Annotated in this window: 25 protein-coding genes and 2 pseudogenes; 15 read left to right on the top strand and 12 right to left on the bottom strand. The window is 55.5% G+C overall.

What is annotated here, in order from left to right; genetic code table 11:
* Positions 1 to 9 precede the first annotated feature (9 nt).
* The gene (locus tag BLT38_RS05485; protein ID WP_083344280.1) at positions 10 to 474 is read left to right on the top strand and encodes a PaaI family thioesterase; all 465 of its coding nucleotides are present in this window, start codon (positions 10 to 12) and stop codon (positions 472 to 474) included.
* Positions 474 to 1,424, top strand: a complete 951-nt coding sequence (locus BLT38_RS05480; RefSeq protein ID WP_083344279.1) for a 2-hydroxyacid dehydrogenase — start codon at positions 474 to 476, stop codon at positions 1,422 to 1,424. Before BLT38_RS05485 ends, BLT38_RS05480 begins: the two co-directional genes overlap by 1 nt.
* 699 nt (positions 1,425 to 2,123) lie before the next feature.
* Here the strand turns inward: BLT38_RS05480 and BLT38_RS05475 are convergent.
* Positions 2,124 to 2,534, bottom strand: a complete 411-nt coding sequence (locus tag BLT38_RS05475) for a hypothetical protein (RefSeq protein WP_156785026.1) — start codon at positions 2,532 to 2,534, stop codon at positions 2,124 to 2,126.
* A gap of 1,374 nt (positions 2,535 to 3,908) precedes the next feature.
* Between BLT38_RS05475 and BLT38_RS05465 the strand changes: the two genes are divergently transcribed.
* A complete protein-coding gene (locus BLT38_RS05465; RefSeq protein ID WP_083344276.1) occupies positions 3,909 to 4,208 on the top strand; it encodes a hypothetical protein in 300 nt (99 codons plus the stop codon).
* 48 nt (positions 4,209 to 4,256) lie between these two features.
* On the opposite strand, the gene BLT38_RS05460 is transcribed toward BLT38_RS05465, so the two are convergent.
* From BLT38_RS05460 to BLT38_RS05450, 3 genes are all read right to left on the bottom strand, one after another.
* The gene (locus BLT38_RS05460) at positions 4,257 to 6,848 is read right to left on the bottom strand and encodes a hypothetical protein (protein WP_156785025.1); all 2,592 of its coding nucleotides are present in this window, start codon (positions 6,846 to 6,848) and stop codon (positions 4,257 to 4,259) included.
* A 392-nt stretch (positions 6,849 to 7,240) separates the two neighbouring features.
* The gene (locus BLT38_RS05455; protein WP_083344274.1) at positions 7,241 to 7,789 is read right to left on the bottom strand and encodes a hypothetical protein; all 549 of its coding nucleotides are present in this window, start codon (positions 7,787 to 7,789) and stop codon (positions 7,241 to 7,243) included.
* 205 nt (positions 7,790 to 7,994) lie between these two features.
* Positions 7,995 to 9,491, bottom strand: coding sequence for a winged helix-turn-helix domain-containing protein (locus tag BLT38_RS05450; RefSeq protein WP_083344273.1), 1,497 nt, complete (start codon positions 9,489 to 9,491; stop codon positions 7,995 to 7,997).
* 222 nt (positions 9,492 to 9,713) lie between these two features.
* Between BLT38_RS05450 and BLT38_RS05445 the strand changes: the two genes are divergently transcribed.
* The 4 genes and pseudogenes from BLT38_RS05445 (at position 9,714) to BLT38_RS05430 (ending at position 13,218) form a co-directional block, all read left to right on the top strand.
* On the top strand, positions 9,714 to 10,286 hold the full coding sequence (locus BLT38_RS05445) for a hypothetical protein (protein WP_172838156.1): 573 nt from the start codon (positions 9,714 to 9,716) through the stop codon (positions 10,284 to 10,286).
* Between the two features lie 381 nt (positions 10,287 to 10,667).
* Positions 10,668 to 11,417, top strand: coding sequence for an ABC transporter ATP-binding protein (locus BLT38_RS05440; RefSeq protein WP_331711421.1), 750 nt, complete (start codon positions 10,668 to 10,670; stop codon positions 11,415 to 11,417).
* Positions 11,402 to 12,442: a hypothetical protein gene (locus BLT38_RS05435; protein WP_083344270.1), complete on the top strand. Its 1,041-nt coding sequence runs from the start codon at positions 11,402 to 11,404 to the stop codon at positions 12,440 to 12,442. Before BLT38_RS05440 ends, BLT38_RS05435 begins: the two co-directional genes overlap by 16 nt.
* A 281-nt stretch (positions 12,443 to 12,723) precedes the next feature.
* A pseudogene (locus BLT38_RS05430) lies at positions 12,724 to 13,218 on the top strand (SOS response-associated peptidase).
* A gap of 854 nt (positions 13,219 to 14,072) precedes the next feature.
* Here the strand turns inward: BLT38_RS05430 and BLT38_RS20915 are convergent.
* Together BLT38_RS20915 and BLT38_RS05420 are read right to left on the bottom strand one after the other, a co-directional pair.
* Positions 14,073 to 14,246, bottom strand: a complete 174-nt coding sequence (locus BLT38_RS20915) for a GreA/GreB family elongation factor (RefSeq protein WP_231966867.1) — start codon at positions 14,244 to 14,246, stop codon at positions 14,073 to 14,075.
* Positions 14,213 to 14,521, bottom strand: coding sequence for a hypothetical protein (locus tag BLT38_RS05420; protein ID WP_231966769.1), 309 nt, complete (start codon positions 14,519 to 14,521; stop codon positions 14,213 to 14,215). The genes BLT38_RS20915 and BLT38_RS05420 overlap by 34 nt, the downstream gene beginning before the upstream one ends.
* A gap of 132 nt (positions 14,522 to 14,653) precedes the next feature.
* Here BLT38_RS05420 and BLT38_RS05415 point away from each other — a divergent pair, with 132 nt between their 5' ends.
* From BLT38_RS05415 to BLT38_RS05390, 7 genes and pseudogenes are all read left to right on the top strand, one after another.
* Positions 14,654 to 15,217, top strand: a complete 564-nt coding sequence (locus BLT38_RS05415) for a carboxymuconolactone decarboxylase family protein (RefSeq protein WP_083346929.1) — start codon at positions 14,654 to 14,656, stop codon at positions 15,215 to 15,217.
* Positions 15,218 to 15,278: 61 nt separating this feature from the next.
* Positions 15,279 to 15,704 carry a DUF4437 domain-containing protein gene (locus BLT38_RS05410; protein ID WP_083344268.1) on the top strand — a complete coding sequence of 142 codons (426 nt, stop codon included), beginning with the start codon at positions 15,279 to 15,281 and terminating at the stop codon, positions 15,702 to 15,704.
* Positions 15,705 to 15,796: 92 nt separating this feature from the next.
* Positions 15,797 to 16,129, top strand: coding sequence for a DJ-1/PfpI family protein (locus tag BLT38_RS20750; protein ID WP_197674939.1), 333 nt, complete (start codon positions 15,797 to 15,799; stop codon positions 16,127 to 16,129).
* 38 nt (positions 16,130 to 16,167) lie between these two features.
* The gene (locus BLT38_RS20745) at positions 16,168 to 16,473 is read left to right on the top strand and encodes a hypothetical protein (RefSeq protein ID WP_197674938.1); all 306 of its coding nucleotides are present in this window, start codon (positions 16,168 to 16,170) and stop codon (positions 16,471 to 16,473) included.
* Positions 16,474 to 16,556: 83 nt separating this feature from the next.
* On the top strand, positions 16,557 to 16,943 hold the full coding sequence (gcvH, locus tag BLT38_RS05400) for a glycine cleavage system protein GcvH (RefSeq protein ID WP_083344267.1): 387 nt from the start codon (positions 16,557 to 16,559) through the stop codon (positions 16,941 to 16,943).
* Between the two features lie 90 nt (positions 16,944 to 17,033).
* Complete coding sequence (locus BLT38_RS05395) at positions 17,034 to 17,603, top strand: TetR/AcrR family transcriptional regulator (protein ID WP_083344266.1); 570 nt, start codon at positions 17,034 to 17,036, stop codon at positions 17,601 to 17,603.
* A 132-nt stretch (positions 17,604 to 17,735) separates the two neighbouring features.
* Positions 17,736 to 18,449 (top strand): annotated as a pseudogene (locus tag BLT38_RS05390) (YoaK family protein); the annotation flags it as partial.
* Positions 18,450 to 18,841: 392 nt separating this feature from the next.
* Here BLT38_RS05390 and BLT38_RS05385 read toward each other — a convergent pair.
* Together BLT38_RS05385 and BLT38_RS05380 are read right to left on the bottom strand one after the other, a co-directional pair.
* Positions 18,842 to 19,630 carry an SDR family oxidoreductase gene (locus BLT38_RS05385; RefSeq protein WP_083344264.1) on the bottom strand — a complete coding sequence of 263 codons (789 nt, stop codon included), beginning with the start codon at positions 19,628 to 19,630 and terminating at the stop codon, positions 18,842 to 18,844.
* A gap of 93 nt (positions 19,631 to 19,723) precedes the next feature.
* Complete coding sequence (locus tag BLT38_RS05380; protein WP_083344263.1) at positions 19,724 to 20,290, bottom strand: TetR/AcrR family transcriptional regulator; 567 nt, start codon at positions 20,288 to 20,290, stop codon at positions 19,724 to 19,726.
* 212 nt (positions 20,291 to 20,502) lie between these two features.
* On the opposite strand from BLT38_RS05380, the gene BLT38_RS05375 reads away from it, so the two are divergent.
* A complete protein-coding gene (locus BLT38_RS05375) occupies positions 20,503 to 21,099 on the top strand; it encodes a response regulator (protein ID WP_172838155.1) in 597 nt (198 codons plus the stop codon).
* Between the two features lie 192 nt (positions 21,100 to 21,291).
* Here BLT38_RS05375 and uvrA read toward each other — a convergent pair whose 3' ends face one another.
* The 4 genes from uvrA to BLT38_RS20460 all read right to left on the bottom strand — a co-directional run bounded on the left by uvrA (position 21,292) and on the right by BLT38_RS20460 (position 25,760).
* Positions 21,292 to 23,805: an excinuclease ABC subunit UvrA gene (gene uvrA / locus BLT38_RS05370; protein ID WP_197674966.1), complete on the bottom strand. Its 2,514-nt coding sequence runs from the start codon at positions 23,803 to 23,805 to the stop codon at positions 21,292 to 21,294.
* 64 nt (positions 23,806 to 23,869) lie between these two features.
* Complete coding sequence (locus BLT38_RS05365) at positions 23,870 to 24,727, bottom strand: aldo/keto reductase (protein WP_083344260.1); 858 nt, start codon at positions 24,725 to 24,727, stop codon at positions 23,870 to 23,872.
* Between the two features lie 142 nt (positions 24,728 to 24,869).
* Positions 24,870 to 25,370, bottom strand: coding sequence for a type 1 glutamine amidotransferase domain-containing protein (locus tag BLT38_RS05360; protein WP_197674937.1), 501 nt, complete (start codon positions 25,368 to 25,370; stop codon positions 24,870 to 24,872).
* 63 nt (positions 25,371 to 25,433) lie between these two features.
* Positions 25,434 to 25,760 carry a hypothetical protein gene (locus tag BLT38_RS20460; RefSeq protein WP_156785024.1) on the bottom strand — a complete coding sequence of 109 codons (327 nt, stop codon included), beginning with the start codon at positions 25,758 to 25,760 and terminating at the stop codon, positions 25,434 to 25,436.
* Between the last annotated feature and the right edge of the window lie 157 nt (positions 25,761 to 25,917).

The following is a 25,917-nucleotide window of genomic DNA, read 5'->3' as shown; positions in this document are numbered from 1 at the left end:
GGAGGAAAAATGCAGGAAATACTAAACCGATTGCTGCAGCAGGACGACGCTATGATGCCCTATGGGAAAACTTTGGGCTTTCGCGTTGAATCGATTGGCAAAGGCGAAGCCGTGGTCACTTTGTCCTGCTCCACTTCTCTGCACAATGTCTTCGGCTACACACACGGCGGCGCGATCTTTTCCATTGCCGACACAGCCATCGGCCTCGCCCATCTGTCCTCTATCGAAGAGAATCACACGGCAACAACGGTGGAGAGCAACATCCACTATCTGCGTCCAGCGCTAGCTGGTGGTTTGCGAGCCTCGGCACATGTCGTGAAGCAGGGACGCACGCTGAGCTTCTATGAGTGCGACATCACCGATGAGGATGGACGGATCATTGCGCGAGTATCCGCAACCATGATGACACTGGAAGCTGATCGTAGTCGTGGGCGCAGTGAGATCTACAAGGCCGAAGAATTGGTGGTCGCTTAGTGCGCATTCTCTTTTGTGGCGATACATTTCCGGACGCGCCTGAGTATCTGCGTGAGCATCTGGACCCGGCAGCGAAGGATGAGATCATCGTCTGTCCCGGAAGCATGGTTGCACAGCATCTGAAGGGAGTCGATGTTGTAATCCCCAAAATGCAGCGTATTGGAGAAGACATCATAGCGAAGGGCTCTTTCCGCTTGATACAGCAATGGGGTGCGGGCCTGGAAGGCGTGGACATCGAAGCTGCGAGACGCAAAGGCATCTTTGTATCGAATGTTCCTGCAACAGGAGGCAATGCCGAGTCCGTTGCGGAACACGCGATGCTTCTCATACTTGCGCTATTGCGCGATCTCCCCAGGGCGCAGGCTAACGTTCGTGCTGGTGTGCTTGGTTCTCCGACGGGCAGGATGTTGGCCGGACGTACCGTCTGTCTTTATGGTCTGGGAGCCATTGCTCTGCCGCTCGCAAAGATGCTGCAAGCCTTTGACGTGAACCTGATCGGCATCAGCAGACAAGTGTCTGAAGAGAAATCCAGGCGATTCCATCTTTCAAGACACTTCTACGTGGAGGATCGTGAGAAGGCGTTCGCTGAGACGGACGTCCTTGTCCTGTGCATGCGCTACACCGAAGAGATGCGGGGGATGTTGAGCGTGAGGGAGTTGGCAGCACTGCGGCCAGGCGCCTATGTGGTGAATGTGGCCCGCGGCGGCGTGATCGACGGCGAGGCGCTTTACGCGCGACTTAGCGCGGGATATCTTGCTGGGGCTGGGCTTGATGTGTTCTGGGAGGAACCTCTGCCAGCGCACGATCCCATCCTCACGCTTCCGAATGTAATCGCGACCCCACATATAGGCGGAGTGACGGAGTCTTCGTTCGGCATGATCGCCGCAGCGGTAGCAGAGAACATTCAGCGCCTGAGGCGTGGAGACCCACCGCTACACAGGGCCTGCTAGGTCTTGCGAGATCGATCCCACCTATAGAGCGTAGCGGAGAGAAGTGTCCATCGACCATGGTGCCCAACGTTACCCTTTACGTTCATACATCATTCAAGATGCCAGTTTCTTGAATAGAGGCTGATGCACTGGCTGAGCCCTCGCTCAAACGATTTGCGCGGATTAGTAACGGGAAACGCCGTTGTCGTCAGTTGGTCACCCTCCGTCTCTACTCGAAGGAGGGACGGCAAGCGTTGGAAATGACGAGGAGTGGAAAGCATGGAAAACGATAGAGCCGGTTTTCCACCCTTCCCACTCCTCTTGGAAATCCCTGCGCGATTCCCACATTCCCAACGCTTCGGCGGCGGGGGATATTCTTATTCGAGACCGGGCTCGCCTAGCCCTTAGCCAAGAACAGAGCCACTTCCACCGCAAGGGGCTTGTAAACTCTCTCCCCGGTACAAGACGTAAATCATCTCCCGGTGCTCTCACCTCAGCAGGGTTTGGTTTCCTTATTGAGTGCGTGCCAACGCACAACAACTTTTAGGGAGGGCGTTGCGCGAGGGAACGTCCCGCAGAAGTGGGGGGTGAAGAACGCGAAGAGGTCGGAACGTGGGAGGATACTCCTCCCGCCTATAACGTCATCCTGCGATTGGAAGATCCGATCTCTTGAGGGGCAGGCTGGGTACCTGGGTTTGATCTCGTCGAACGGATTAGCTGCTACGAATCTGGAGTTTCAACCATCCCGCTGAATGGGAAGGTCTTCAACACGCGAGGGACGGCGCATGGCCCGTTATCACTTACAGTCGCAAAGATGTGGCGCGATGTGTGGGGATAGTAGCCTTTACGATCGTAGTCAAATCTCGCCCGGATGCTGATGAGAGAAACATTCCCTTCGATCGGGACCACGTGAGAGACAATCTGGTGTACTCCCGGACGCACGAAGAAGAACGCGAGCTTTTCAGGAACGATATCCGTGTCTTTGAGGAGAATCTTGTCAAATTGCAGCGCTCCCGTGTCTTGGTTTGTGTTCAGGGCAGTTTCTGAGCTAAGCGCATGCACGGATACATTCAGCTTTCTTATCTTGTGATCGACGAATCCCTTGTTGTCGAGCCGAATCAGGATCTCCAAGACTTTCGCGTCTTGATTTTGAGGGAGCGGAAAGATCCTGGCGTCGACCTCGAGTTCGATGCGCCCACGAAATTTGTTTGATGAGATGAACCAGAGTCCAGCGGCAAACACCGCACAGGCTGAAACAAGAGAACTCACCGGCTGTGCCCAGTTCTTCAACCGTTCAGCGATTGATAGGAGCGGATGCATAACCTGACCTCGCGGCAAGCGATTCTGGGGTGTCGCAATTATGAGTGCGAATTGGGCACAATTGCAATAAGCCTAGTGGCGTTACAGATGCGGAGTGCCACACCGAGGAGTGGGTCGAGGAGAGGACCCAGCGGAAACAATAGACTGAAACCACGATCCTATACGCCAAACGCCTTGATCACGGCCGTTCCGAAATCTGGATCGACGATGGTCCGCACCGCAACACCGCGACCAACAACGTTGACTATTCGATTAAGAAGTACGCGGCAGATCAGTTTGAGGTTTTCTACGCGACCTCGCATGAAAGCCTGGGAAACGTGGCTTCGATCGAAGCCAATGCGGAGACGGTGACCTCTCTGGACCTTTAGTGGTGTTACGCTCTCCCCCCAGAAAGAGCGATTCGGCTTGAAGCGGAAAAGACGAAGCGCTGCGGAGGTCTGCACAAGTCGATGGCACGGAAGACTGAGGATCACCTCTTGCGCTAGGGAGGAGTCCTCGGCAAGGTTGAGTTTCGAAAATCGTGCGGGTTGCGCATAACAACTGAGGGCGTTGCGGGAAGGGACATCCCCCAGAGGTCAGAGGCGAAAACCGCGAAGCGGTCGCAGCGCGGGAGGAGACTTCCTTTCCCAAGTATTTCTGGTTTTGCAAAAGATTCAAAATTTCGTCCAAAGAAACTGCTCAACGCAAAATCGATTGGGCCGCGTCCAGCATCCGATAAGCAGACATCTCTAAGCGCCATTTCCGAGCTTACGAAAGGGACCCCATGCTATCGCACCTATCGTATCTTCCCTTTGAACTCACAGCGTTCTTTGGGGTTGGATTGGCGCTCTATCTTCGAGAGCGTTCCATTCGGCGTAGGGCACAAAGTTTAATGGAACGGTGGGCAATGTTCCGGTATCTGAGTTCTCTCGAGCCGTAATTCGCACGTTCGATTTCGGTTGCCCTATTCGGCTCTGCAGAGCTACGCCGCGATCCTATTGGCTATCAACGATCTATCGGAGTCCATTTCCACCTGCGTGTTCGTCGTTCTGTGTCCACATGTGTTCTGGCTCGATCACGAAGAGACGGAACTTGCCACCCATTGCTCTCCTGCGTTCCTTCGAAGTGGAGAAGATGACAGCTGAGCTCGCAAGCTAGCGGCGGGTTAAGATATTCGCGAAGCCGAACAGCAAATAGGCTGGCGTTATGATCGGGAAACGGAACGGAACGATTCACAGCAAACAACGTGCCGATGGTAGCCACGAATGGATCGCCTTTCTCGATGGCGTGCAGATGACCGCCCCCTACATCCACCATCCCGGAGTGGCTCTGTTTAAAGGCCGTGCTGTGTATTCCGATTGGCGCGAGCTCTTACACGTCGAGGAGAACTCCGACGGAACCGTGATTCATTCAGTGAGCGACATCGACGGGTTCATTTCAACTCGTCGGTATGACGCTTCTGGACCAGAAATAATTTTGGGCGCCATCGATGCAGCGAGCCTATGAGGTCTGCCTCGTACTAAACAAACCGGAACGGAAAGGACTTTCACTTCTTTAGTTATGGTGGGCATGGCAATCGACCCGCGGCGTAAAGGTACCGCTCCCATCGCTCACCGCGGAGACAAGAACAAATAGATGGATGGATGCGCCCGGTGCGGTCGGTCTCGATCCGTCATCCGTCACGACGAGAGCGGGAAGATTCGGACTGCTGGCGGTGCATTGTAGGAACCAGTTCGAATCGGACATTGTTCCTTGTGTTGCAATGTTTCCCTTACAGGTGGCTCCTACGGAATCCCTCATCGCTGAACATCCGGATACGTCTTGCGACCACCAGTAGTCGGTCGCCTTGCCTTCCAGACGGCTGTCTACATAGCTTTTCGTGGCGGCTTCTCGAGGTGAGGTCGGATTCCCAGCTAATAGGAGCGGCCCCTTCATGGTGTCGCCAGTCTTCAAGACTGCGTCATCGCGCAAGGCGATGTCGTGGAAGGTGAAGCTGCTATCGGAGACACGCAATCGCTGTGAGGCGCTGTTGTAGTACAGCGCGCCAGCCTTCGTTGTCCTGGTCGCTGGATCGAGATTGGCAACTTGGATCGGAGTATTAAATCCAAGTGTTCCGCCAAAGATTTCAAACATCGCGTCACCCGAGGATGGGTAATAGTGAATCTGCATTTGTTTTGATCGGTTTCTTACTCTAAAGACCTCGAAGCTCGGTGTGTTCGCACAATCCTGCCCCGTGAAGGAAATCCTTGAAGTAGCACAGTTGATATCAATCACCGCATGGTCGGGGAAGGAGGGAGCATACGTATTGACGAAACCACCATTGGGCCCGCGGAAGGTGATGACCGAAGGCGGGGCCTGTTGACGCCCACCGCTACCGACATAGGCGTCCGGTGTTGGGTTCACAATATCCATAATCGTGCTCTCGATGCCCGCGCCTCCTGCGACGATGGCGAATGGCACAGTTTGAAAAGGCATCGTGTCTTGTCGGAAATTCAGGAAGTAGCCATTGCTGCGGATGGCGTTGTAGTGGGGAATCTCCCAAGGATCACCCGCCGCGATGTTGATGCTGTTGTCTTCGAGATCAATCGTTCCGTCAAGACACGCCTGCTTATACGTCTCGTTGTTCGCACTGACTGGGTTCGTCGTGTTGTCGTCGCAGACGTTCCCAACAATTGCCATCGGATAGATGGTGAAGGTTCCAGGAACATTGCCCAGTGAGATCGTGCCCTTCTCCGCCCGAGTTGTCTTGGTCGATTCCGACGTCCAAGTCAGCGCTCTAACATTTGTACTGTCGGCATAGCTCGGCGTGACCGGTCCATCAAAGTCGTCGGTCCCGGAGATGGTAGCCGTTGTGTTTTGTGCATAGAATCCGCCGTTACAGTAGTTCGCGTTCGGCCTTCCGATGTTTCCAAGCATTGCACTGACTTTGTGACCACTCTGAGACACAGTGACCTCGCATGAGGTTCCCGGAAGAAGATAGTTTCCAAAATTATTCTGGAATCCACCTTTGCCCCACCATGCCACCATCATTTGGTGTGCAGACGGATAGCCAACTACCATCAGGGGATTCATCAAACCAGTCGCGGTCTGAAGTCGCGTGGAAACGAGATCGACCGCATCACACGATCCAAGAGCAACATTTGTATATCCACCCACGACTCGTTTGTTCGCGAGCCCCAGCGTCACACGTCTTCCGCGGACAGAGGCAGATTGCACGAGCAGTTCTTCCCCACTGCTCGAGACAGAGGAGGCCAGGCAGACATGACTCCCTACCGTTACAAGACCAGACTCTCCCATGGATGTTGTGAAGGTGAACAGATTTGTTTTTGGAGCATCGAGGTTGATCGCGGAGAAGGTCGTCGGGAGATCTGCGTCTCCCATCCACTTGGAAACCGCGAATTTCGCGGTGGTGGTTACGATCGCGATGCCGTGGGAGCTCGATCCAGAAAGAATCGCTCCGGACGACTTCGCGGACACTTTATCGACAAAGTAGTGTCCTACACCCGCCGAGGCGTAGTTGCCGCTTAACTTGACTTTGGTGATTCCGAATCCCGTGTAGGTACGGTCGACCGTTCCGCTGGCATCGTCCAGCCCCTCGACGACATGAATCGCATCGCCACGGACTCCTTCACCGCTAGCATCCTGGATGCCTCCATAAAAGTTCAAATACCAATAGCGTGCCATGCAGTCGCCAACACCGAAGCAATACATCTTCAACGTTTCGCCCTGGCGGATACCCGCCCCCCAGGAACGAATGCTTCGGAGATGACAGGCACCGACAGTCCACTGCGAAACATCGGTACCGATAGCATCGTTTCTGCCTTTATTCAAAAAATTGCAGTCTTCCAAGGTACCGAGTGGGCGAGTCACATAGGTGTGCGGCGGGTGCGCGGGATCAGGCGTCTTGTTGTCGAAGTAATAGAGAGAATGGCTCGCCAACTGAGGATCGCCATTGAACCCAAGGACGCCATTGATATAGGTTTCACTGCGCCTTGGATTTCCCGGATCACTAGGGCGATCCTGCGACGGGGCAGACGCTGAGAAAGCGAGAATCAGAAGGAAGAAGACGCTCAGCGGGAAGCAGGGGCCGATGCGGATTTCGGAGCTCAACATGTTGCGCGGGATCGTACCGAGACTTGTGGACATAGAGTGCTCGCTGACCTTTGAAGTGTTTCCCGATGCTTCGGGGAGATTCATGGATTGCGTGAGGAAGACATACATCTGATTCGGTGATCACCGAGGGATCGACACGCAGAAGAGATGTGGACTTCCGAATTGCTTATCCCGGTTAGGCAGCCAGAGCGGCCTCTGAATGCCGGGGTGACGAAACCTCGGGCCGGCCGATGGGAATTCGAAGCCTGTCGGTTGCCACATGCCTACGATTAGAACAGTGATGGAATCAGGGTAGGAGACAAGCTTCCTGTTTTGCCTCCTTCTGGCGTGGCTTTCCCCCTTTGCTGCGCCATCGATACACAATCTGGACCGTCAACAAGATGGAGCCGAGATGCCGACTTATTGGGCGAGCGCCAGGCGATTTTCTACGGCCACTGTTTGGTGATTGCCCTGTCACTTGAAACAATCTGCAAACCCGGCTGACCAGCGTTGGCTGGCGGGTCAGCCAAGGAGACTGTTTTTGCCCCAGGTGCTTGGAGATACACTGCTGACCCACGGTTTGGAATGTAGAAGAGATGGGCTCTTTCTCGTCCGCGCTCATCGTCTATGCCAAACATGAATGATCCATCATCTTCAAGAGCGATGCCCCCTCGCTCGGTACCGTCGGCCTCCTTGAATTGGATTGCCGCTGAGACACCAACTCTGCGCTTGCTTGTTTTTCCATTTACGACGGGAAGTTCCTTGAGAGGGGCAGCGATAACGATCCTCTCCTTATTTGCGTCGTCGATGACAACGACTCGATGTACGCGCATCTCCCCATGAACCGCGTTCTCTGACTTGAAACTTCCCCAGATCATCCAAGAGGCGAGCAATAGCGTGAAGATTATGTTGCACCAGGCCAATTGCTTCCAGAGTTCCAATTGTTCGACTTGGTGCCTCAACTCTGCCTCTACCGTACCGTCTTCGCTCCTCAATGGACACCTCCCCACAGCGAGGAAAGTCTAAACTGGCGGCGGACTCGTGTCATCGGTAGCCCGAGATCTCAAACCTTAGGTCAATACCGGATTTCTTCAGTTGGGTGTTGCTGAAGAGATGTCGGCTCGTGGGGATTGATCGATGACGCAAGGCGACCGCAAGCAAGCTGAACCGCAGAGCCCTAGTCACTCCGCTTGGCTTCGGTCACGGAAAACGCTCCGTTGCTGGTAGCTGCTGCAATATCCGCTGGAATCTCGCATCTGAGGCGAAGGTATCGAAGACCGGGCGCCAACGGATCCACAGCAAGTCGGGTGCGTGTTGTTCAAGGGCTCGCTGAAGCATGCTCAGAGCACGTTCCTGGTCACCCAGCCGGGCATATGCGAGTCCCAATTGCGCCGGGGAAACGTACGCGTCTACGTTGTGATTCAACATGCGATCGAGATCCCACTGCAAGACGGCCTTATTGCCCCCTGCACGAAATGCTCGATGAATCTGCGTAGCTGAAACTTCATCGCCACTTTCCCGATAGGACTGTTCCAGGAATTCCTCGGATTCAGCTGCGTTTCCGCGTTCGCGGTAAATGTCCGCAATCAGATAAAGCAACGCGGAGTCATGCGGAAAAGATTCGAGACGAGCGCGGGTTTCGGAAAGCGCTTCGTTATAACGACGCGCTTGAAGAAGTGCCTGGCCGAGGGCCCAGGGGCGGGATAATGGATCGAGACGGGTACTTACCTTCTGAAGGCTGAGCGCGTCCTGTGGGCGATTGACAGCGGCCAACATCTTGGATTGGAAATGGTAGACCTCAGCGTTATTGGGATCGAGTTGCAGCGCGCGCTTGCATTCGATATTCGCTTCTTCGAACTGCCAGGTCTTGAGAAAGATTGAGCCACACGACGCCAGATGAGCTTCGGGCAGCGAAGGCGCAAGTGTGAGAGATCGCGAGGCTGCTTCTTCCTGTAATCCGAGCCCTTCCGCCGGATCCAGGCGGCCGCGAACCAATGCCGCGCCATAGAACAGAGACATTCCAGCCCAGGCCGGCGCATAGTCTGGCTGCAGAGTGATCGCCCGTTTGAAGTAGTCAGAAGATGCCAGCGGTTTCTCTCCAAACCAGAGGTACCGGCCATGTAGATAGGCTGCTTCCGCTTGCGAATGCACTCCCGGCGCCAATGTTCCCTGCGCCCGTCGAAGCGCGTGGAGCCGTAAGGAAACGGCTCCGATGGCGATCACTGCAAGCACCAGACCCGTACCAAGAGTGGCGAATACTGTCCACCCCAATCGACGCTCGGAAACAGACTGTATCGGAACTGGCTCCCGAACAGTGAGAACGGTTTCCGAGAGATGCTCTGTTTCACGCAAAGATGACGTCGGCGAGGTGACGGGAGCGATGAAGCGGTAGCCAACACCTTGGACCGTCTCAATGTAACGGGGCAACTCGGCAGAGTCCCCGAGCGCCTCTCGCAACTTGCGCACTGCTTTATTCAGCCCATGGTCGTAGTCGACGTGGATATTCGGAGGCCAGAGGCGATGTTGTAAATCTTCGCGTGAGACCACAGTGCCTGGAACTTCTGTGAGTGCTTGGAGGAGATCGAACGGCTGCGGCGCAAGATGGATGCGTATGCCACTGCGATACAACTCGCGAGCCTGAAGATCAAGCTCGAAGAGACCAAAACGAAGTGCCCTCTGCGATTGTGAGGTGGGCATGACATTAAGGGGGTGGCGCTCGGGCCTAGAGTATCACCGTGAAAAGAAAACGCAAGACGTGATCCTTGGGCATAACTTCTTGCAAGGTGACGCCTGACAAGAAGTTACGCGGTGAGGTAGAAGTTTCCTCTCCGCCATTGCCTGGAAATCCCCCATGCTGCAGGCTCTCCTCATCACTTCAGACGGAATACCCAAACCCCGTCAAAACCCAGGAGAGCCTTCATGAATCGTCTATCCTCCATGCGCCGACTACAGCGGTGCCTCACGCTTCCCCCCGTCCTTGCCCTTCTCTGTCTCTTGGTTTCCGTCACGCAGGCACACGCCGCATGCGGCGCAATGGACGGGTTCAAAGGTCAAAGTGCGAAAATGCCGATGCTTTCGTTCGGGAGAGAGGAACCACTTGCCTATCCGCCCTCGGTCATCGGCTTGTGGCACGCGATCTACACGAACTCTGCCAACAACGAGGTATTCAATGACAGCTTTAAGAGCTGGCACATCGATGGAACGGAAGTCGAGAGCGCCTTTCTGAGCCCAGCCGGCGGCAACGTCTGCATGGGAGTTTGGAAATCAACGAGCTTTCGGACGGTGGAACTACATCACACGGGCTGGCTCTTCAACGCGGCGACGCCCACTGCGACAGCGACCAACTACTTCACCGTGGACGAGAGCGTCACGGTTGCTCCCAATGGAAAGACGTACAGTGGCACCTTCACCTTCAAGGTCTGGAATCTGGACGGAAGCGCGACCCCCGTCGAGATACAAGGCACTATCACCGCGACTCGAATTGCAATTTGAAGAGCCTCTGCTGAACGGATGAGTACGCGCTTGAGTTCGTGCCTGTCAGTTTAGACTCGAGCTGCTTCAGAAGCAGGCGTGTATCCTTCACCTTCTATATAGGCCATACAAAGGCGATGTCCTCGCACTTCGAGGACATCGCCTGATCACTAACTGTTTAAATCACACGGAACAAGGTTAACGGAACTCCTCACGTATTTGTTGTGGTGACGAGAAGGGCGTTTCTCGTTACTGGTCAGGTTACAGTTCGAGCCTGAGGTGAGTGAGTGCATGGCCTGTTAGCCTCAATCGAGGGTTGCTTCCGGATTGCAGGCTATCCTCCCGGATGTTGATTCGGTTGCGGAATACTCAGAAAAGCTGTTCGCCCGGGTATGTTTACCGGTGAGTAGGGAAAACAGAGTGATCGACTGCAGAGCTGCTACGAAGAACTATGCCTCTAAAACCGTTCTCCGAGGTATACACCTCGTTGTAGAACCAGGCATTTGTGCCCTATTAGGGGCCAACGGTGCCGGCAAGTCCACGCTGCTACGCCTGCTCTCAGGATTAGAAGAGCCAGACAGTGGTTCCGTGTTCATCGGCGGATTGGGTTTCCGGGATCATGGAGTTAGCATTCGGCGGAATTTGGGTGTACTGCCCGAGGGGCTCGGGCTGTTCGAGTCCTTAACGGTCATCGAGAACCTGATGGCAGTTGGCCCCATTTATGGACTCACGAAGAGCGAAACGGCAACTCGAGCCGCTGATCTGATAGGGTTCCTCGACCTCACACAAGGCCGCAACACGGCTGCACGTAATTGTTCGTTTGGAATGCGGAAGAAGACCGCCTTAGCCATGGCCCTTCTGCACAAGCCTAACGTCCTGCTGCTGGATGAGCCTTTTGAAGGTATCGATCCCGCATCGTCAACAGTCATCCAGATGCTGCTCAGCCAACTCTCCCGCAGCGGCACCACGATCTTGCTCACCTCTCACATACTGTCTACCGTGCAGAAGATAGCTAACCGCGTAGTCATCCTTTACGAAGGTCGAGTTGAAGCGGATTTCGACCCGTCGACAACAGAAGCAGGAGTCGAGGAGGTGTACTTCAGCATCGCTGGCAGGCCACAGCCGGAGGTGCCGGATTGGCTCAGATCCTAGCTCATCTGTCTTTATTGCGAAAACTGAGCTTGAAGGAACTAGGCAGCATCTCCTCCGTGCGCTTCAATAATTTCCTCTTCTGCATCCTCCTCATTGTCTCTGCAAGCGGGGGGACAAGGAAGATGAGCTTCTGGAGCACGTTGTTTTTTCAGATTGTTCTCCTTGCGCCTCTGCTGGTTACCTTTTCGGTGGATACCCAGCATCGATTGCCTGCGGAGCGGGTCGCTATGTGGCCACTGACAAGTAGACAAAAACTGTTGCTCAGCTCAGTAAGTTTTGCGTTCAATCCAGCATTCATCGTGTTGTTCTTCGGCTACCTGTTCTGGATGGGCTTAGCGATCGCTTCACTTTTTGTTCTGCTGGCGCTCATCGTCCATATAGCGGTTTACGCGGTCAGTCGTCTCCCAATCAAATCACGAACACATGCAAGCCTCAGCACCTCGAGGAAATCTTTCAGACTCGGCGGAATAGCGCAAGAAACGTGGCGAGGACTGCGAGGAACTCTCGATTTTTGGGTCGCGCTGCTCATTGCTGTTATCGGGACCTTGTATCGGCTGTTTGCGCGGGCACCAGAACCCGAAGCATTTCCTATGCTGTCGTTATTTGTGGGTATTGCAGTGAGCACGGTAGCGCAACGCATGCTCCGTCTGGATGGAGGGCGAGCTTTGCTGCGCTATCGCCTTCTACCATTGGCAGGTTGGAAGTTACTGGTCATACAGGACATGACGTTTTTGTTCTCGCTCGCAGTGATGGTTTCACTCTTAAGTCTACGAACAGGTGTTGCAGTTGGCCTGGTTGCTATCGCAGTCGGACGATACCCGTCGCTGACACAGCAGGCGAACCAGCGTAGATGGCGTTTCGTTGGAGGGGACCTCCGTTTCGGACTCGCCCAGTTGTTCCTGAGTGGCTCCGCTGGTGTCGGAGCAGCAAGAGCGGGACTCTGGGGCGTTGGCGTAGCCTTCGCTGTTTATCTAGTCTCCATATTCGGGGGCGAAGTGCTCTGGAAACGCTCGTTGGCTGCCTAGTCTCATTTTGGAATCGTGCAAAATCGCCAATGCACTCATCCAGCCCAGATTAGTCCTGTAAAGTCGGCTTGTCGGAAGTTATCCAGCACAGTCCGCTCGGGCATGCATCTGACGTAGTATGTGCGGTCGCTACAAACGGAGATCGGATAGGCCATTGCCACCGCCTTCAAGGTGAACGGCACACTCGCCGACGTCATACTCCCGTCCGATGACGACATTCGGCCCACTACGATGCGGCCAATCATCCGAGTCAATAAGGACCTGGAGAGCGTGACCTCGTAATGGCGCGTTGGGGTTTCGTGCCATCCTGGCACAAGTCCGACGAGAAGTTCCCGCCCACAACGTTTAACGCTCGCGCTGAAGGGATAGAGAAAGCAGGGATGTGGAAACGTGCCTTTGCTGCTCACCGCTGCCTTGTTCCCGCGGATAGCTTTTAAGAGTGGCAGAAGATTCGAAAGAAGGACAATCCCAAGTTTGAAATCGCGATGAAGCCCTTTGCCTTCGCCGGGTTGTGGGGTGTCTGGAAGAACCCGGATACAGACAACTGGTTACAGAGCTACACCATCATCACCACAGACCCCAATGACTTGATGGAACCGATACACAACCGGATGCCCGTCATTCTCCAGCCTAAGGACTACACACGTTGGCTAAGTTGCGAAGAGACAGAGCAGCCGCGGGTTGATCTACTGCGCCTCTTCGCGGCCGAGAAAATGACGGCGCACCTTACCGGCAACAGGCAGGACGAGATGTTCGTAGAGCCGAACAGTAAGTGAGGCCTGCACAGTGCTCTGAGCAAGGCACTCCAATTGGTGATTCGCAGATTTCCAAAGCTATGTGATCTAGGTGACAGAAGCCTGCGTCCGAAGGAGGCAACAATGCAGCCATGGCAATTTTCGTCTCGGTGGGGCAATGAGAGCCGGGCTTATTCAGAGCACGAGGGTATCCCGTGGTCATTACCAGGTCGTCGTCTTCATCGATGATGCTCAGATCACAGAAACATCTGCCCCCATCCAGGGAGCTGTTTTGCAGGCTTGTAGGGACAAATTTTCTCAACGACGTGCGCCGCATTCGGTCTGTCCTGCGGGGGGCTACATTCTGATCTACCCAGTGGATGACATTGACGGCTACATCGAGGAACTTAAGCTTAAGCGCATTGAGTGGCCTTCCTGATCCATCCACCAGCCCTAATATCTTGCGGTTCAATATTCGCCATTTCATTCGCTTATTCTTTAGGCATGGGTGGCCCAAGTGGATCAAGCATTCGAAGACGCGACAGCGGAAAAGTCTTGTTGAAGTTGTGGGCGCATCCTGGAGCCCTACCCCGGCCACGAGCCCGCTCGTGACGCTCGTATTTTAAGAACTACCTCGTCTTTGTGGAGTCTTATCGCGTAATGGTTGGGTTGTAAATCTCATTGGAGAGCAGCTCCACAAGTCCGCTGGCCCATTCGCACCTATGAAGACTTGTCTGTCATCCGAGGCATGTTCGACCGCCGCAGTGAGTCGCGGGTGTTCGCTGATGAGAAGTACTGAACGAAGCCAAGTGCACTGGCCGCGGCGGTTTTGGGTGTTGCTGAGTGGACTAAGAATTGAGGCATTTGAGAACGCGATAAACCGAACGCAGCTCAAGCTAGCGTAGTCGATCTATCGGATTCGAGGGCTCTCGGAACGGTTCCACTGAAATGGGTTCGTACCGCACCTCTAACACAGCTAGAGTTTCGGTTCCACCAGGCGCGCGAAGAATAATCTCGTCGTCTGGTGCCGCTCCCGTTAGTGCCCGCCCGAGCGGAGACGCCCAACTGATGTGGTTGCGGTCAAGATCGACTTCATCCGTACCGACGAGCTCACCGCCCGTTCGAGCCCCGCAGCATTTGCATAGCGCACCGCGGATCCGAAGAAGGCCCGCTTTGCCTGCTGATCCGCTCTCGGGCTTTCTGGATCGACGACTTCCGCGGCTTCGATTCGTTTCGTCAAGAAGCGAATCCGTCCGTCAATCTGCCGCAGTCGTCGTTTCCCATATTGATAGTCGGCGTTTTCACTGCGATCCCCGTTACCCGCGGCCCATGCGACGACTTCCACGACCGCAGGACGCCTATGTCAGAATTGTCTCTTTTCTATATCCTCGCCTTGCAGTTGTACCGATTGTTCGGTACAGTCTTTCTAGATCAGCACGGCGCCGCAGTGAGGACGCCATACCAAGGAGAAACCAACATGGCCCGCATTGAAATTCCCACCAAAGAAACCGCCCCCGCAGCAACCAAGCCGATCCTCGAACGCTATGAGCGCAACCTCGGAGTCACCCCCAACTTTTTTAGCCTGATCGCCCGTTCCCCGGACGTGCTGAGCGCCGAAGCCAACATGCACGCGACCCTGGGCAAAAGCCTCGGCCATAACACCCGCGAGCGGATTCACATCATGACTGCCGAGGTGAACGGCTGCAATTACTGCCTCTCGGTGCACACCTACGTCGGCGGCAAGTTCAACAAGATGTCGCCAGAGGACATGGAACTGAACCGTACGGGTCACTCGACCGATCCGAAAGCCGATGCGGCTGTGCAGTTCGCCTACCGGGTTGCGAAAAACCGTGGCCACGTCACCGATGCCGACTTCGCGGCCGTTCGTGCCGCGGGATTCACGGACGAAGAAATCATCGACATCGTTGCGGAAACTGCGTTCAGCTTCACTACGAACCTCTTCAACAACACCTTCCAGACCGACATCGACTCGATCGTGACACCGCTGAAGACGAACTACGACGAGCAGAGCGCCAAGTAAAGCCGCGCAACAACATCCCGTCCACCCAAACCAGCAATCACTCTGAAAGAGGAGAAGGTCCATGAGCAACTCAGAGAATTCGACATCCAAGCCCGTTATCCACGAAGGTCCGTCCGTCAGTGTGCCAGCCAGTGAGATCTCCTTCATCAACACAGGCGTGAAGACAGAGAAGGGTGAATTGCGTGCAGGCCCGGCGTACGGCGATTTGCAGAACGGTCGTCACGGCACGTTCGTTCGCATGCCTGCCGGATTCAAGAGCCCGGTCCATACGCACACCGAAGACTATTTCGCGGTAGTGGTCGAGGGCGTTGGTTCCAATCATCCGGTCGGTGCCGAAGCCGAGCCGTTGCCGAAGGGCTCCTACTGGTTCCAGCGTGGCGAAGAGGCACACGTAACGGAGTGCCTGTCTGAGACGGATTGCCTCTTCTTTATCGTGCAGCCGGGCAAGTTCGACTACGTCATCGATGAGACGGCCAATAAGAAGTAGCCACCGCCGCCAGCAAGCAAGCACGTAGAACCGATGGAGCGATGATTCGCTCCATCGGCCTCAATCCGGTCCATTCGCAAGGGAGAACTCATATGACCACCGTTGTCATTCCCGTCTATGACGAGGTCACACAGCTTGATTTCACCGCACCGCATCAGTTCCTGTCGATCGTGCCCGACATCACCGTGATTGTCGCGTCTGTAGGCGGCGTGCCCGTGGCATCACAAGGGCTTTCCTTCGCGAAGCTCGCTGATCTGGAATCTGTGGAACGCTGCGACGTGCTCTGTGTTCCGGGAGGCCTGGGCTGTATTCAGGCGATGGAAGACCCTCGATACCTCTCCAGCATCCGCCGCCTGGCTCAAACTGCTGAGTACGTGACTTCCGTTTGCTCAGGGTCGCTCATTCTGGGGCGGCGGGTCTGCTGAAAGGTCGACACGCGGCCTGTCACTGGGCATGGCGAGACATGCTTTCAGAGTTCGGGGCTGTACCTGATTCGGCACGCGTCGTGCACGACGGTAATGTGCTGACCGGAGGAGGAGGAGTGACGGCTGGCGCGGATTTTGCGCTGAGGCTCATCGCTGAGCTTCGTGGACCGGATGTCGCTCAGTGTGTCCAGTTAGGGCTTGAATATGCTCCCGCGCCGCCGTTCAACGCTGGTCGTCTGGAGACAGCTCCCGAGCATGTCCGCGCTGCGGTGACCGCACAGATGGATGGGCTTCTCGGCGACGGCCGTGAACGTGTGAAGGTCCTCGCAAGCCGCATCGCGTAACGCTGTCACAGGCGGAAGCTGAAGCACAGCTGACTCTAATCGCGCCTTTGGCGCAACTACCATCACGGAAAGGAAGACGCATCATGAGCTATCCCGCGAACTACCGGTATACCAAGTCTCACCAATGGGTACTCCTCGAAGGACAAACCGCGTCCGTTGGCACCACGGAGTACGCACAAGACACCCTTGGTGACATCAAGTTTGTCGAGCTGCCGAATGTGGGACAGACCGTTCAACCCGACACCGCATTTGGCTCCATCGAGAGCGTGAAATCAGTGACCGATGTCTTCTCGCCTGTCTCAGGCGAGGTCGCCGCGATCAACGAAGCGCTGAAGACGAAGCCAGAGCTACTCAACCAGGATGCCAATGACACCTGGATCATCAAAGTTGCCGTGAAAGACGCTACGGCAGGTGAAACGCTGTCTGCGGCCGAGTACGAGCAATTCATTGCCGAAGAATCAACCACCTAGGAACTCGCCCTCCAGCGATTGAGAGGGCATGTCTCCTTTCCATCGCTTACGATATGTAAAGAACGAACGATCTGTACGGAGGATGTACGCATGCCTGCAGCCCTAGACGCGAAAGAGAAGGCCGAAATCGTTGGACGTCTCTTCGTAGTCTTTCAAGACCGAGGGTATGAAGGCGCATCTCTGGCAGACCTGTCGCAGGCGACGGGTCTTGGAAAATCAAGCCTTTACCATCACTTCCCGCGAGGGAAGGAGCAGATGGCAGAAGCCGTTCTCGAACAGGGCAGGACATTCATTCAGACGGCGGTCGCTGACGTGGCGAAGTCCAGCGAACCACTGAAAACGCGAGTAAGAAAGATAGTCGCCGCACTTGACCAGCTTTATGCCAGTGGTAAGAACCCATGTGTCCTGGGAAGGCTTGCCGTTTCAGAGATCGGCCCCGCTGGTAAGAAACTCGCGAGAGAGATTTTCGCCAATTGGACGGACGCCGTGGCCCATCTTGCCCGTGAGGGCGGCATGACTGAGTTGAAGGCACGTCAATTCGCTGAGGATTGGATTTCGAGGGTGCAGGGATCGTTGATCCTTCATGCGGCCACAGGCGACTGCAAACCGTTCGAGCGAGCGATGAATGTTCTGACCGACCTCACGAAGCCTTCGAAGTGAGATTGAGGTCTGTAACAGGCTAGGTCCCCTTCAGTGCGCCTTCTCTCTTTGGTATCTGTGGCGCTGCTTCCGAGAACGGCGTTCCACACGTCATGTAGAAGGGCGGAGTGAGCGAAACTGCGAAGATGGTATATGCCTCTTCATTACCTTCGCCGGTTAACAAGTACGACGCGTTCCGACGCAGCGAATCGCCACCTTGCGCGCTATCTCGCCTTGATCGCGGGCGCTACCAACGCCGGAGGCTTTTTAGCCGTGCACCAATACACCTCGCATATGTCCGGCATCGTGTCGGCTGCTGCTGACAATCTGGCTAGCGGAAACCTCTCGTTGGTGTGGGATAGCTTCGCTGCCGTACTCGCGTTCTTCTGCGGAGCCTATGGCAGTACCGTACTGATTCGCTGGGGAAAAAGCCGCGCTCTTTACAGCCAATACGCCCTGCCATTGCTCTCCGAAGCCGTCCTTATGACGGTCTTCGGCTTTACAGGGAAACAGTTTACCGGTTCTCGCAGCCTCGGAACCGTTATCCTGCTTTGCTTTACGATGGGACTTCAGAACGCCATGATCACGAAGATCTCTGGTTCGGTTATCCGCACCACGCACCTGACGGGAATGGTCACTGACATCGGTATCGCCATCGGCCGAATCTCGTCAGCCTCTTCGCATCCTGATGTGAATGTCACAGAGGAACTCGCAACCTTGAATCTGCTGACTTCATTGATCGCCCTATTTTTTGCAGGCGGCGTCATCGGAGCGGTGGGGTTCAAGCACGCCGGGTTCCTCTTCACGCTTCCTCTCGCGATCCTGCTCCTCGCGCTAGCGCTGATGCCCGTCATCGACGATTTCAGAGGTCAGAACGCAGGGGCAAGCTAACGGCTTGCCCTACTCACGACGACAACTGCGTTTCATTACTCAGAGTAGGAATAGGTTCTCCCGGTAATACCGAATTATGGCCAAGATCATCCATAACGAAAGTGCTCGACTGGGCTTCAGAGGGACGATAAATTGTCGTGCGTGATCTGGTTCAGAAGAACTCTCGCCTGAAGCATGTGGTCTTCAAGCGAATCTTTAACGAGTCAAACGTTCATCTCCAAGTCCGAGCTCCTCCGATCCTCTAAGTTCAGAGGGAAGATTTCAGGGCGCACGAGATCAGGTGACGCGCACTACCGATATGTCGGTTTGGGGGGAGCGATCTCCAACTGACGCTAACGGCGTTTGTCGATACGGATATCTGTGACGTACTAGCGCGTGCTCCATGAGAGCCTTTCTCCTTCCGCGACCATTTGCTCGGCCTCGGCCTTCATAAAGACTGCCTGAGGGGCCAAGCGCCCTAGCAGGCGTGCCATACGGCTTAGCCCCGGGAGTATTTCTTGTCGCCCTTTCTCCAAGCCGCGCATCGACTCATGGGCGAATTTGTTAACGTCCATGGCTGAGGATGAATTCAATTCCTCCTGCCCCTTGTTGAAGTTGGTCTTCACCGCGGGTGGCGCAAGCTCAATGACCTTGACCGATGAATTTTTCAACTGCACACGAAGAGTCTGCGTGTACGAGTGCATGGCCGACTTGGTCGCGCAGTAGATCGGCTTCACCGCCAAGGGAACAAACGCGAGACCCGAACTGACGTTTACGATCGCAGCGGTTTGCTGGCGTTTGAGCAGGGGCAGGAACTGCTGAATCATCTGAATGGGACCTGTCAGGTTCGTTGCGATTTCTCTGTTCAAATCCTCGAGTGGGACCGTCGTGTCGTTCAAGTTACGCTTCAAACCAATCCCTGCGTTATTGATGAGGACATTGATGTTCGGAAACGCGGCGGCCACGTCCGCATAGAGCTGCCTGATTGCTGCGGGATCACCCACATCGCTGCGATAAGTGAGAACGCCAGGCAGTGACTGGCGAGCTATAGCCAAATTCTCTTCTGTCCTTCCAGTGATGAGAACTGTATTCCCACGCTTGAGGAACAGTTCAGCGAGTGCGTAGCCGATGCCGCTGGTGCCACCGGTGATCAGTACCGTATTGTTGGACATTTTCATGGAATCACTCCTGTCGTTACATGGTGTTTATCGTTCATGAAGTTGCTTGACCTGTTAGAACTCTGTCTGGACAGTCATCTACGTACACAGCAACTAAGCGAGCATTCTCCACAAAGCTTCCACCCCATTCTTGCAGTGCGTCTTTGCATGCTTCGGATCTTGAATCATCTGGTCCATCGTTGCGTCCGCAACCGAGTTCATGAGTGCGATAACAAAGCTCATGGGAACCTTGCGCATGGGGCCGGCGCTGCGGATGCGTTCCAGCAGCTCACCAATGGAAGACATCAGCCTGTGCCCAGCGATCCGGGTCTCTGACGTAATCTCCTCCGACACAGTGAGTTGGGCGAGTGCTTTCCTTTTCTCGGGAGAGCGAACCGCCCAGTTACCCCAATTTCGCCAGATGTGGAAGAACTGCTCTTGAAGATCAGCCTCTGTCGGGAAGTCCTTCATGGCGACTGATGCCATTTCCTGCTTCAACTCCAGGTACAGCTGATTGAAAAGTTCCGACTTTGTCTCGAAATAGGTAAAAAGGGAGCCGTTCGCGATGCCAGCTTCTTTAGCGATGCCCATCGTGGGTGCGCTGAGTCCCTGTGTGACAATGACGCGCGTTGCCGCATTGAGAATTCGCTTCCGCTTGTCATCGCTGCGAGGCCTCGGCATAGATGGAATGTACTATGTAAGCGTCTAGACAGTCAATAACGACCGTCTGAATGTCCCGCGGTGAACGATTGAAATGGTAAGTAGGCTTGGCTCGAGCCATCTAACCCCGCAGAACCAGTATGGAAGATCCCAAGCGACACAGAGGAAGCCTCTCAAGGACGACGGACTATCATCATGCTGTAGGGTCCCCCTCCTTCCACGAAAGAGCACACATGTCTTCAGCTTCATTCCCATACAGGATTCTGGTCGTGGAAGACGATCCCGCGCTACGTGAAGTAGCGCGTCACATGCTCGAATCGAAGGGATACGAGGTCCTGGGCGCGGAAGATGGCTTCCAAGGCCTCGCTGCACTGAAGAGATCGTTGCCCGACGTCATCATCTCGGACCTGCGCATGCCGAATATGAACGGATTTGAGTTCCTATCGGTGGTTCGCCGCAGATTTCCGTCCATACCAGTCATCGTGATTTCGGGGGAGTTCACTGGGCTAACAGTCCCGGAAAGCGTGCTCGCCGATGCATTCTTTCCAAAGGGTCAGTACAAGCCGCAAGATCTATTCGCCAAGATCGAAGATTTCTTGTGCGAGTTGCCAACGCGACCCAAGGTGGGCAAGCCCCAGAAGGCGGCCGTTTGGGTCAAGAACAGCAACGAAGCCGTTGTGGTCACATGCACGGATTGTCTTCGGACCTTCCCTGTCACAAGCCCACCCAAGGGTGTCAACGAGGTTGAATGCGACTTCTGCTCTTGCACCATCCGATTTGAGATTGTCGGTGCTTTGCTGTCGCCACTGGACACAAGCCGTATTTCCTAGCGTTACGCCCAAAGTTTCTACCTGTACCATGCGCTTAGTTGGCTGAAGCGAGGAGAAGGATCCCTAAAGATCGTTCCGCACCGTCGTTGCGATTCAGCCTCTGAACGTCGGTCTCTGCCTGCATAACGAATCAGGTAGATGTTTTGAAGCGGTCCCATTGAGAATGGCTGTAAGACAGGAGTCTAGGTAATTTCAAGTGTTTGGTTTCATATGGTCGTGCAAATAATGAGCGGTCTTGCTTCCTTTGGCGTTGGCAACCACCTCAGGTGGCCCCTCCGCGACGATCCTTCCACCCTCATCGCCTGCGCCCGGCCCCACGTCGATTACCCAGTCACTGCTCGCGACGATCTGCATGTCGTGTTCGACCACGATCACCGTGTTGCCAGCCTCCACGAGTTGGTTCAGTTGACGCTGTAGACGCTCTACGTCGGAAGGGTGCAGTCCGGTCGTGGGTTCATCCAATATGTAGAGCGTCTGACCACGCTGAATGCGCTGCAGTTCCGTGGCGAGCTTGACTCGTTGCGCCTCGCCGCCGGAAAGCTCCGTGGCCGCTTGTCCAAGGCGTAAATAGCCGAGTCCGACATCCAACAGAACCTGAAGTGATCGCGAAATCGCAGGCTCATCAGCAAAGAATTCCGCTGCCGTTTCTACGGTCATCCCAAGTATGTCCGCGATGTTTTTCTCCCGGTACCGCACTTCGAGAGTCTTCTGATTGAAGCGTGCGCCATGGCAGACAGGACAAGGGCTGTACACGCTAGGGAGAAAGAGAAGCTCCACGCAAACGAATCCCTCCCCCGAGCATGTCTCGCAACGTCCCTTGGCAACGTTGAACGAGAAGCGCCCCGCGTCATACTTGCGAGACCGCGCAAGCTTTGTGGAAGCGAAGAGCTTCCGCACGTGGTCGAAGAGGCCGGTGTACGTCGCCATGTTGGAGCGCGGCGTCCGGCCTATCGGCTTTTGGTCCACCACAACGAGACGGCGGATGTGCTCCAGACCTCCGGCGATCTTGCCTTCCGTTGCCTTAGCGGGACGGTCTTCGAGCGCATCCGCTTCTTCGTCTTCGGTAGGCACGTTTTGCCCGAGATCTCGCGCAACGAGTTCGACCAATGCCTGTGAGACCAGCGTGGACTTTCCAGATCCCGAGACGCCTGTGACGGAAGTGAAGACGCCGATAGGAAACCGCGCCTCCAGATTCTGGAGGTTGTTACGGGTGATGCCCTTCAACTCTAGCCAGCCTTTCGGCTCTTGTCGCATCCTCGGAATCGTCGTGGCGGCGGAGAAGACGTGCCGGGCTGTCTCCGAAGCACCGATGTGACGGAGTCCTGGCAAAGGACCGGAGTAGAGAACCTGACCGCCTTTCTCTCCAGCACCCGGGCCAACGTCCACGATCCAATCGGCGCGGCGAATGACCTCCAACTCGTGTTCCACTACGAAGAGTGAGTTTCCGCTTTTCTTGAGTACGTCGAGTGCATCAAGCAAGGCCCTCGTATCGGCCGGGTGCAAACCTGCCGACGGTTCGTCGAGCACGTAGACCACACCAAACAGGTTGGAATGCAACTGTGTCGCAAGTCGGAGACGCTGCAGTTCTCCCGGACTCAGGGTCGGTGTGCTGCGTTCGAGGGAAAGATAGCCGAGACCCAGGTCGAGCAGAACCAAGAGCCGCTCGGTGAGTTCGCCCGTAATGCGCTTTGTGACTTCTGTCTTTTCAGGGTTGGACTGGTGCGCGTTCCCCCCAGACTTTGCAAATGGCTGGAGAACGGAATGAAGACGCTTGAGTGGGAGTGAGGCGATCTCCGCGATGTCGTGCCCAGCGAACTTTACAGATAACGATTCACCGCGAAGGCGCTTGCCGTGGCACACCGGGCAGTCCGTGGCGACCATGAACTGGCTGACCCGCTTCTTCATCATCGCGCTGTGGGTCTGTGAGAACGTGCTGAAGACGTGGCGCTTGGCACTGGTGAACGTGCCCATGTATCCGGGTTCCAGTTTGCGGCGGACGGCCTTAGCTGTTTCCTCAGGAGTGAAGCCCGGATATACAGGCACCTGCGGCTGGTCTTCCGTGAACAGGATCCAGTCTCGGTCCTTTCCGGATAGCTCTCGCCACGGCTTGTCCACGTCGTATCCAAGCGAGACGAGTATGTCGCGCTGATTCTGGCCACCCCAAGCGGTTGGCCAAGCCGCAATAGCGCGCTCTCGAATCGTGAGCGATGGGTCTGGCACCATCGACTGTTCGGTGACTTCATAGATCCGCCCAAGCCCGTGGCACTTCGGGCAGGCACCCTCAGGCGTGTTCGGAGAAAAGGACTCTGCGTACAGGAGAGGTTGATTGCTTGGATAATCGCCCGCCCTTGAATAGAGCATGCGCAAGAGATTCGAGAGGGTTGTGACCGAACCGACGGACGATCGCGTCGTTGGTGCGCCCCGTTGTTGTTGTAAAGCCACAGCAGGCGGCAGCCCATTGATCGAGTCAACCGCCGGAACAGTCAACTGATGAAACAGTCGGCGGGCATAGGGCGACACCGACTCGAGGTACCGTCGTTGCGCTTCGGCGTACAGTGTTCCAAACGCGAGAGAGGACTTGCCCGAGCCTGAAACGCCGGTGAACACGACCAGTGCATCACGCGGAATGTCCAGGTCCACGTTGCGCAGATTGTGTTCTCGAGCTCCGCGCACCTGCACGAGACCTTTACTGGGATCGCCGCTGATCAATCGCCCCTCCAATGCTAGGTTGGATGCTTCGGTCTCGTGTTTGCATCATACGGGCATCGCTTCACAACATCTCGAGCTGAACCTTTCGCCGGGGCGGCGGGAACGCTCGGTCAAGTTCTTCTAGATCTTTCTCTGACAGGCGCAAGTCAACTGCCCCGCGGTTTTCGCGGACGTGACTTGGCTCGCCAGCACGTGGGATCGCGATGACCTCTTTGTCACGGAGTATCCAGGCGAGAGCTACCTGGGCCGGGGTGGCGCTGTGTCGCTCAGCCACCTTTTGCAGTTCGGGATGACCCAGCATCCGTCCTTGCTCGATTGGTGAATAGGCCATGACCGGCATAGTGCGCTGGTGACACCAAGGCAGCAAATCAAACTCGATGCCGCGACGGGTGAGGTTGTAAAGCACCTGGTTCGTTGAAACATCGGACCCGCCAGAAAGACCGGCCAACTCCTCCATGTCGGAAACATCGAAGTTGCTGACACCCCAGCATCGAATCTTGCCCGCCTGCAAGAGAGCCTGGAAGGCCTCAATCGTTTCCTTAAGCGAGTAGCTGCTTCTCCAGTGGAGAAGGTATAGGTCCAGCCTATCTGTGTGGAGGCGGCTCAGGCTGCGCTCGCAAGCGGCGACGGTGCCGTTCCGCGAAGCATTCTGCGGTAGTACCTTGCTGACGAGGAAAACCTCACCACGGCGTCCGGCGATTGCCTCACCAACTAGTTCCTCGGCTGCTCCATCGCCGTACATTTCGGCCGTGTCGACGAGGCTCATGCCGAGATCGAGCCCGGTGCGCAATGCCGCGATCTCATCCTTGCGCCGCCCTGGAATTGCTCCGAAATGCCACGTGCCTTGCCCAAGTATGGGCAGAACATCCCCTGATGGAAGTTTGGTGGTGCGAGCGATTGCTTGTCCTGTTGCTCTCATGATGACTCTCCCGCTTTCTAGCCAGGGCAGATGACCGTGACTCAGCGCAGCTCGGTGCACAGGCGTGAATGCCGAAAGGCGAGCCTCTGTGTCTCGTGCGGCGAGTTCCATCCCGCAACGTAGTCGCCGGTTCGCGATGAAGTTAGCCGTCGGCCTGCTGACCTTCTGCTGGACCAGCGACACTCGCGAAGAGGTCTACGATCTTCTTGTCGAATGCACGAAGATCCTTCGGACTTCGGCTTGTGACCAGCTTCCGGTCTTCTACAACTTCCTCGTTCACCCAATTTGCACCGGCGTTTCGAATATCCGTTTTCAATGATGGCCAAGACGTTAAGGTTCTTCCCCGAACTACGTCAGCTTCAATCAACATCCAGGGGCCATGACAGATCGAGGAGATAGGCTTGCCTGCTTCGAAGAAGCTGCGAACGAAATCGACCGAATCCGTGTCCGTCCTCAGAATGTCTGGATTGATCACGCCACCCGGCAGGTGCAGCCCATCATAGGAACAGACCTTGGCACCCGATAGGTCCACGTCGATCTTGAATGAGTCGCCCCATTTGACGAGGTTCCACGCCTTGATCTTTCCGCCCTTTACGAGCTTCTGCGGCGACACCAATTCCACAATAGCGCCGGCCTTCTCCAAGGCCTTTCGGGGCTGGTAAGTTCGACTTGTTCGACCCCTTGCGTGGCAAGAATGGCGATGCGTTTACCGCTGAGCCGATGCTTTGTACCAAACCCGAAAATTCCCATACGTACTCCTCTTCTTATTCCCTTTGTAAGCTGTTGAAGCCTCGCGTTCGGCGCGATCTAGGCGACCACTCGCTCCCCTGTGGGCCCGTTCGCTGCTCCAGTCTGTAGCGGCCACCACGCAAGCTTCTACAAGTGAATTGCCCTCGAAAATTTTCGCCGCGGCTGTGTCTTTAAAGCCGAAGAGCAGCGGCAGCATCCAGGAGCTTGCGGCAAAGACGGTGTCCATTTTGCCGTGGGTCTCAAACGAGAAGACTGGTTTGGCGCCAAAGCGATAGTCGGTCAACAGGACTGCACAAGGATGAAGCCACCCGTGGCGAACGCGGCTCGAGCGGCGCCCTTGTTTCGAGCCCGAGCCGAGAGCCCGCCTACCGTGAAGAAGAAAGCAGCATGACAGTAGTCAATGACCCCGTGCACCGTAGGACTGATCACCTTCGGAACAA

This window comes from Terriglobus roseus, from assembly GCF_900102185.1.
Lineage (GTDB): Bacteria > Acidobacteriota > Terriglobia > Terriglobales > Acidobacteriaceae > Terriglobus > Terriglobus roseus_A.
This window is presented reverse-complemented; position numbering and strand designations above follow the sequence as displayed.

What these genes read in the sequence shown, in the direction of transcription:
- BLT38_RS05485 (WP_083344280.1), top strand. Translation starts at nt 10, where the DNA reads ATGCAGGAAATACTAAACCGATTGCTGCAGCAGGACGACGCTATGATG.
- BLT38_RS05450 (WP_083344273.1), bottom strand. Translation starts at nt 9,491, where the DNA reads ATGCCCACCTCACAATCGCAGAGGGCACTTCGTTTTGGTCTCTTCGAG.
- BLT38_RS05410 (WP_083344268.1), top strand. Translation starts at nt 15,279, where the DNA reads ATGAGCAACTCAGAGAATTCGACATCCAAGCCCGTTATCCACGAAGGT.
- BLT38_RS05375 (WP_172838155.1), top strand. Translation starts at nt 20,503, where the DNA reads ATGTCTTCAGCTTCATTCCCATACAGGATTCTGGTCGTGGAAGACGAT.
- BLT38_RS05365 (WP_083344260.1), bottom strand. Translation starts at nt 24,727, where the DNA reads ATGAGAGCAACAGGACAAGCAATCGCTCGCACCACCAAACTTCCATCA.
- BLT38_RS05380 (WP_083344263.1), bottom strand. Translation starts at nt 20,290, where the DNA reads ATGCCGAGGCCTCGCAGCGATGACAAGCGGAAGCGAATTCTCAATGCG.
- BLT38_RS05465 (WP_083344276.1), top strand. Translation starts at nt 3,909, where the DNA reads ATGATCGGGAAACGGAACGGAACGATTCACAGCAAACAACGTGCCGAT.
- BLT38_RS05415 (WP_083346929.1), top strand. Translation starts at nt 14,654, where the DNA reads ATGGCCCGCATTGAAATTCCCACCAAAGAAACCGCCCCCGCAGCAACC.
- BLT38_RS20745 (WP_197674938.1), top strand. Translation starts at nt 16,168, where the DNA reads ATGCTTTCAGAGTTCGGGGCTGTACCTGATTCGGCACGCGTCGTGCAC.
- BLT38_RS05445 (WP_172838156.1), top strand. Translation starts at nt 9,714, where the DNA reads ATGAATCGTCTATCCTCCATGCGCCGACTACAGCGGTGCCTCACGCTT.
- BLT38_RS05395 (WP_083344266.1), top strand. Translation starts at nt 17,034, where the DNA reads ATGCCTGCAGCCCTAGACGCGAAAGAGAAGGCCGAAATCGTTGGACGT.
- BLT38_RS05460 (WP_156785025.1), bottom strand. Translation starts at nt 6,848, where the DNA reads ATGTCCACAAGTCTCGGTACGATCCCGCGCAACATGTTGAGCTCCGAA.
- BLT38_RS05385 (WP_083344264.1), bottom strand. Translation starts at nt 19,630, where the DNA reads ATGAAAATGTCCAACAATACGGTACTGATCACCGGTGGCACCAGCGGC.
- gcvH (WP_083344267.1), top strand. Translation starts at nt 16,557, where the DNA reads ATGAGCTATCCCGCGAACTACCGGTATACCAAGTCTCACCAATGGGTA.
- BLT38_RS20750 (WP_197674939.1), top strand. Translation starts at nt 15,797, where the DNA reads ATGACCACCGTTGTCATTCCCGTCTATGACGAGGTCACACAGCTTGAT.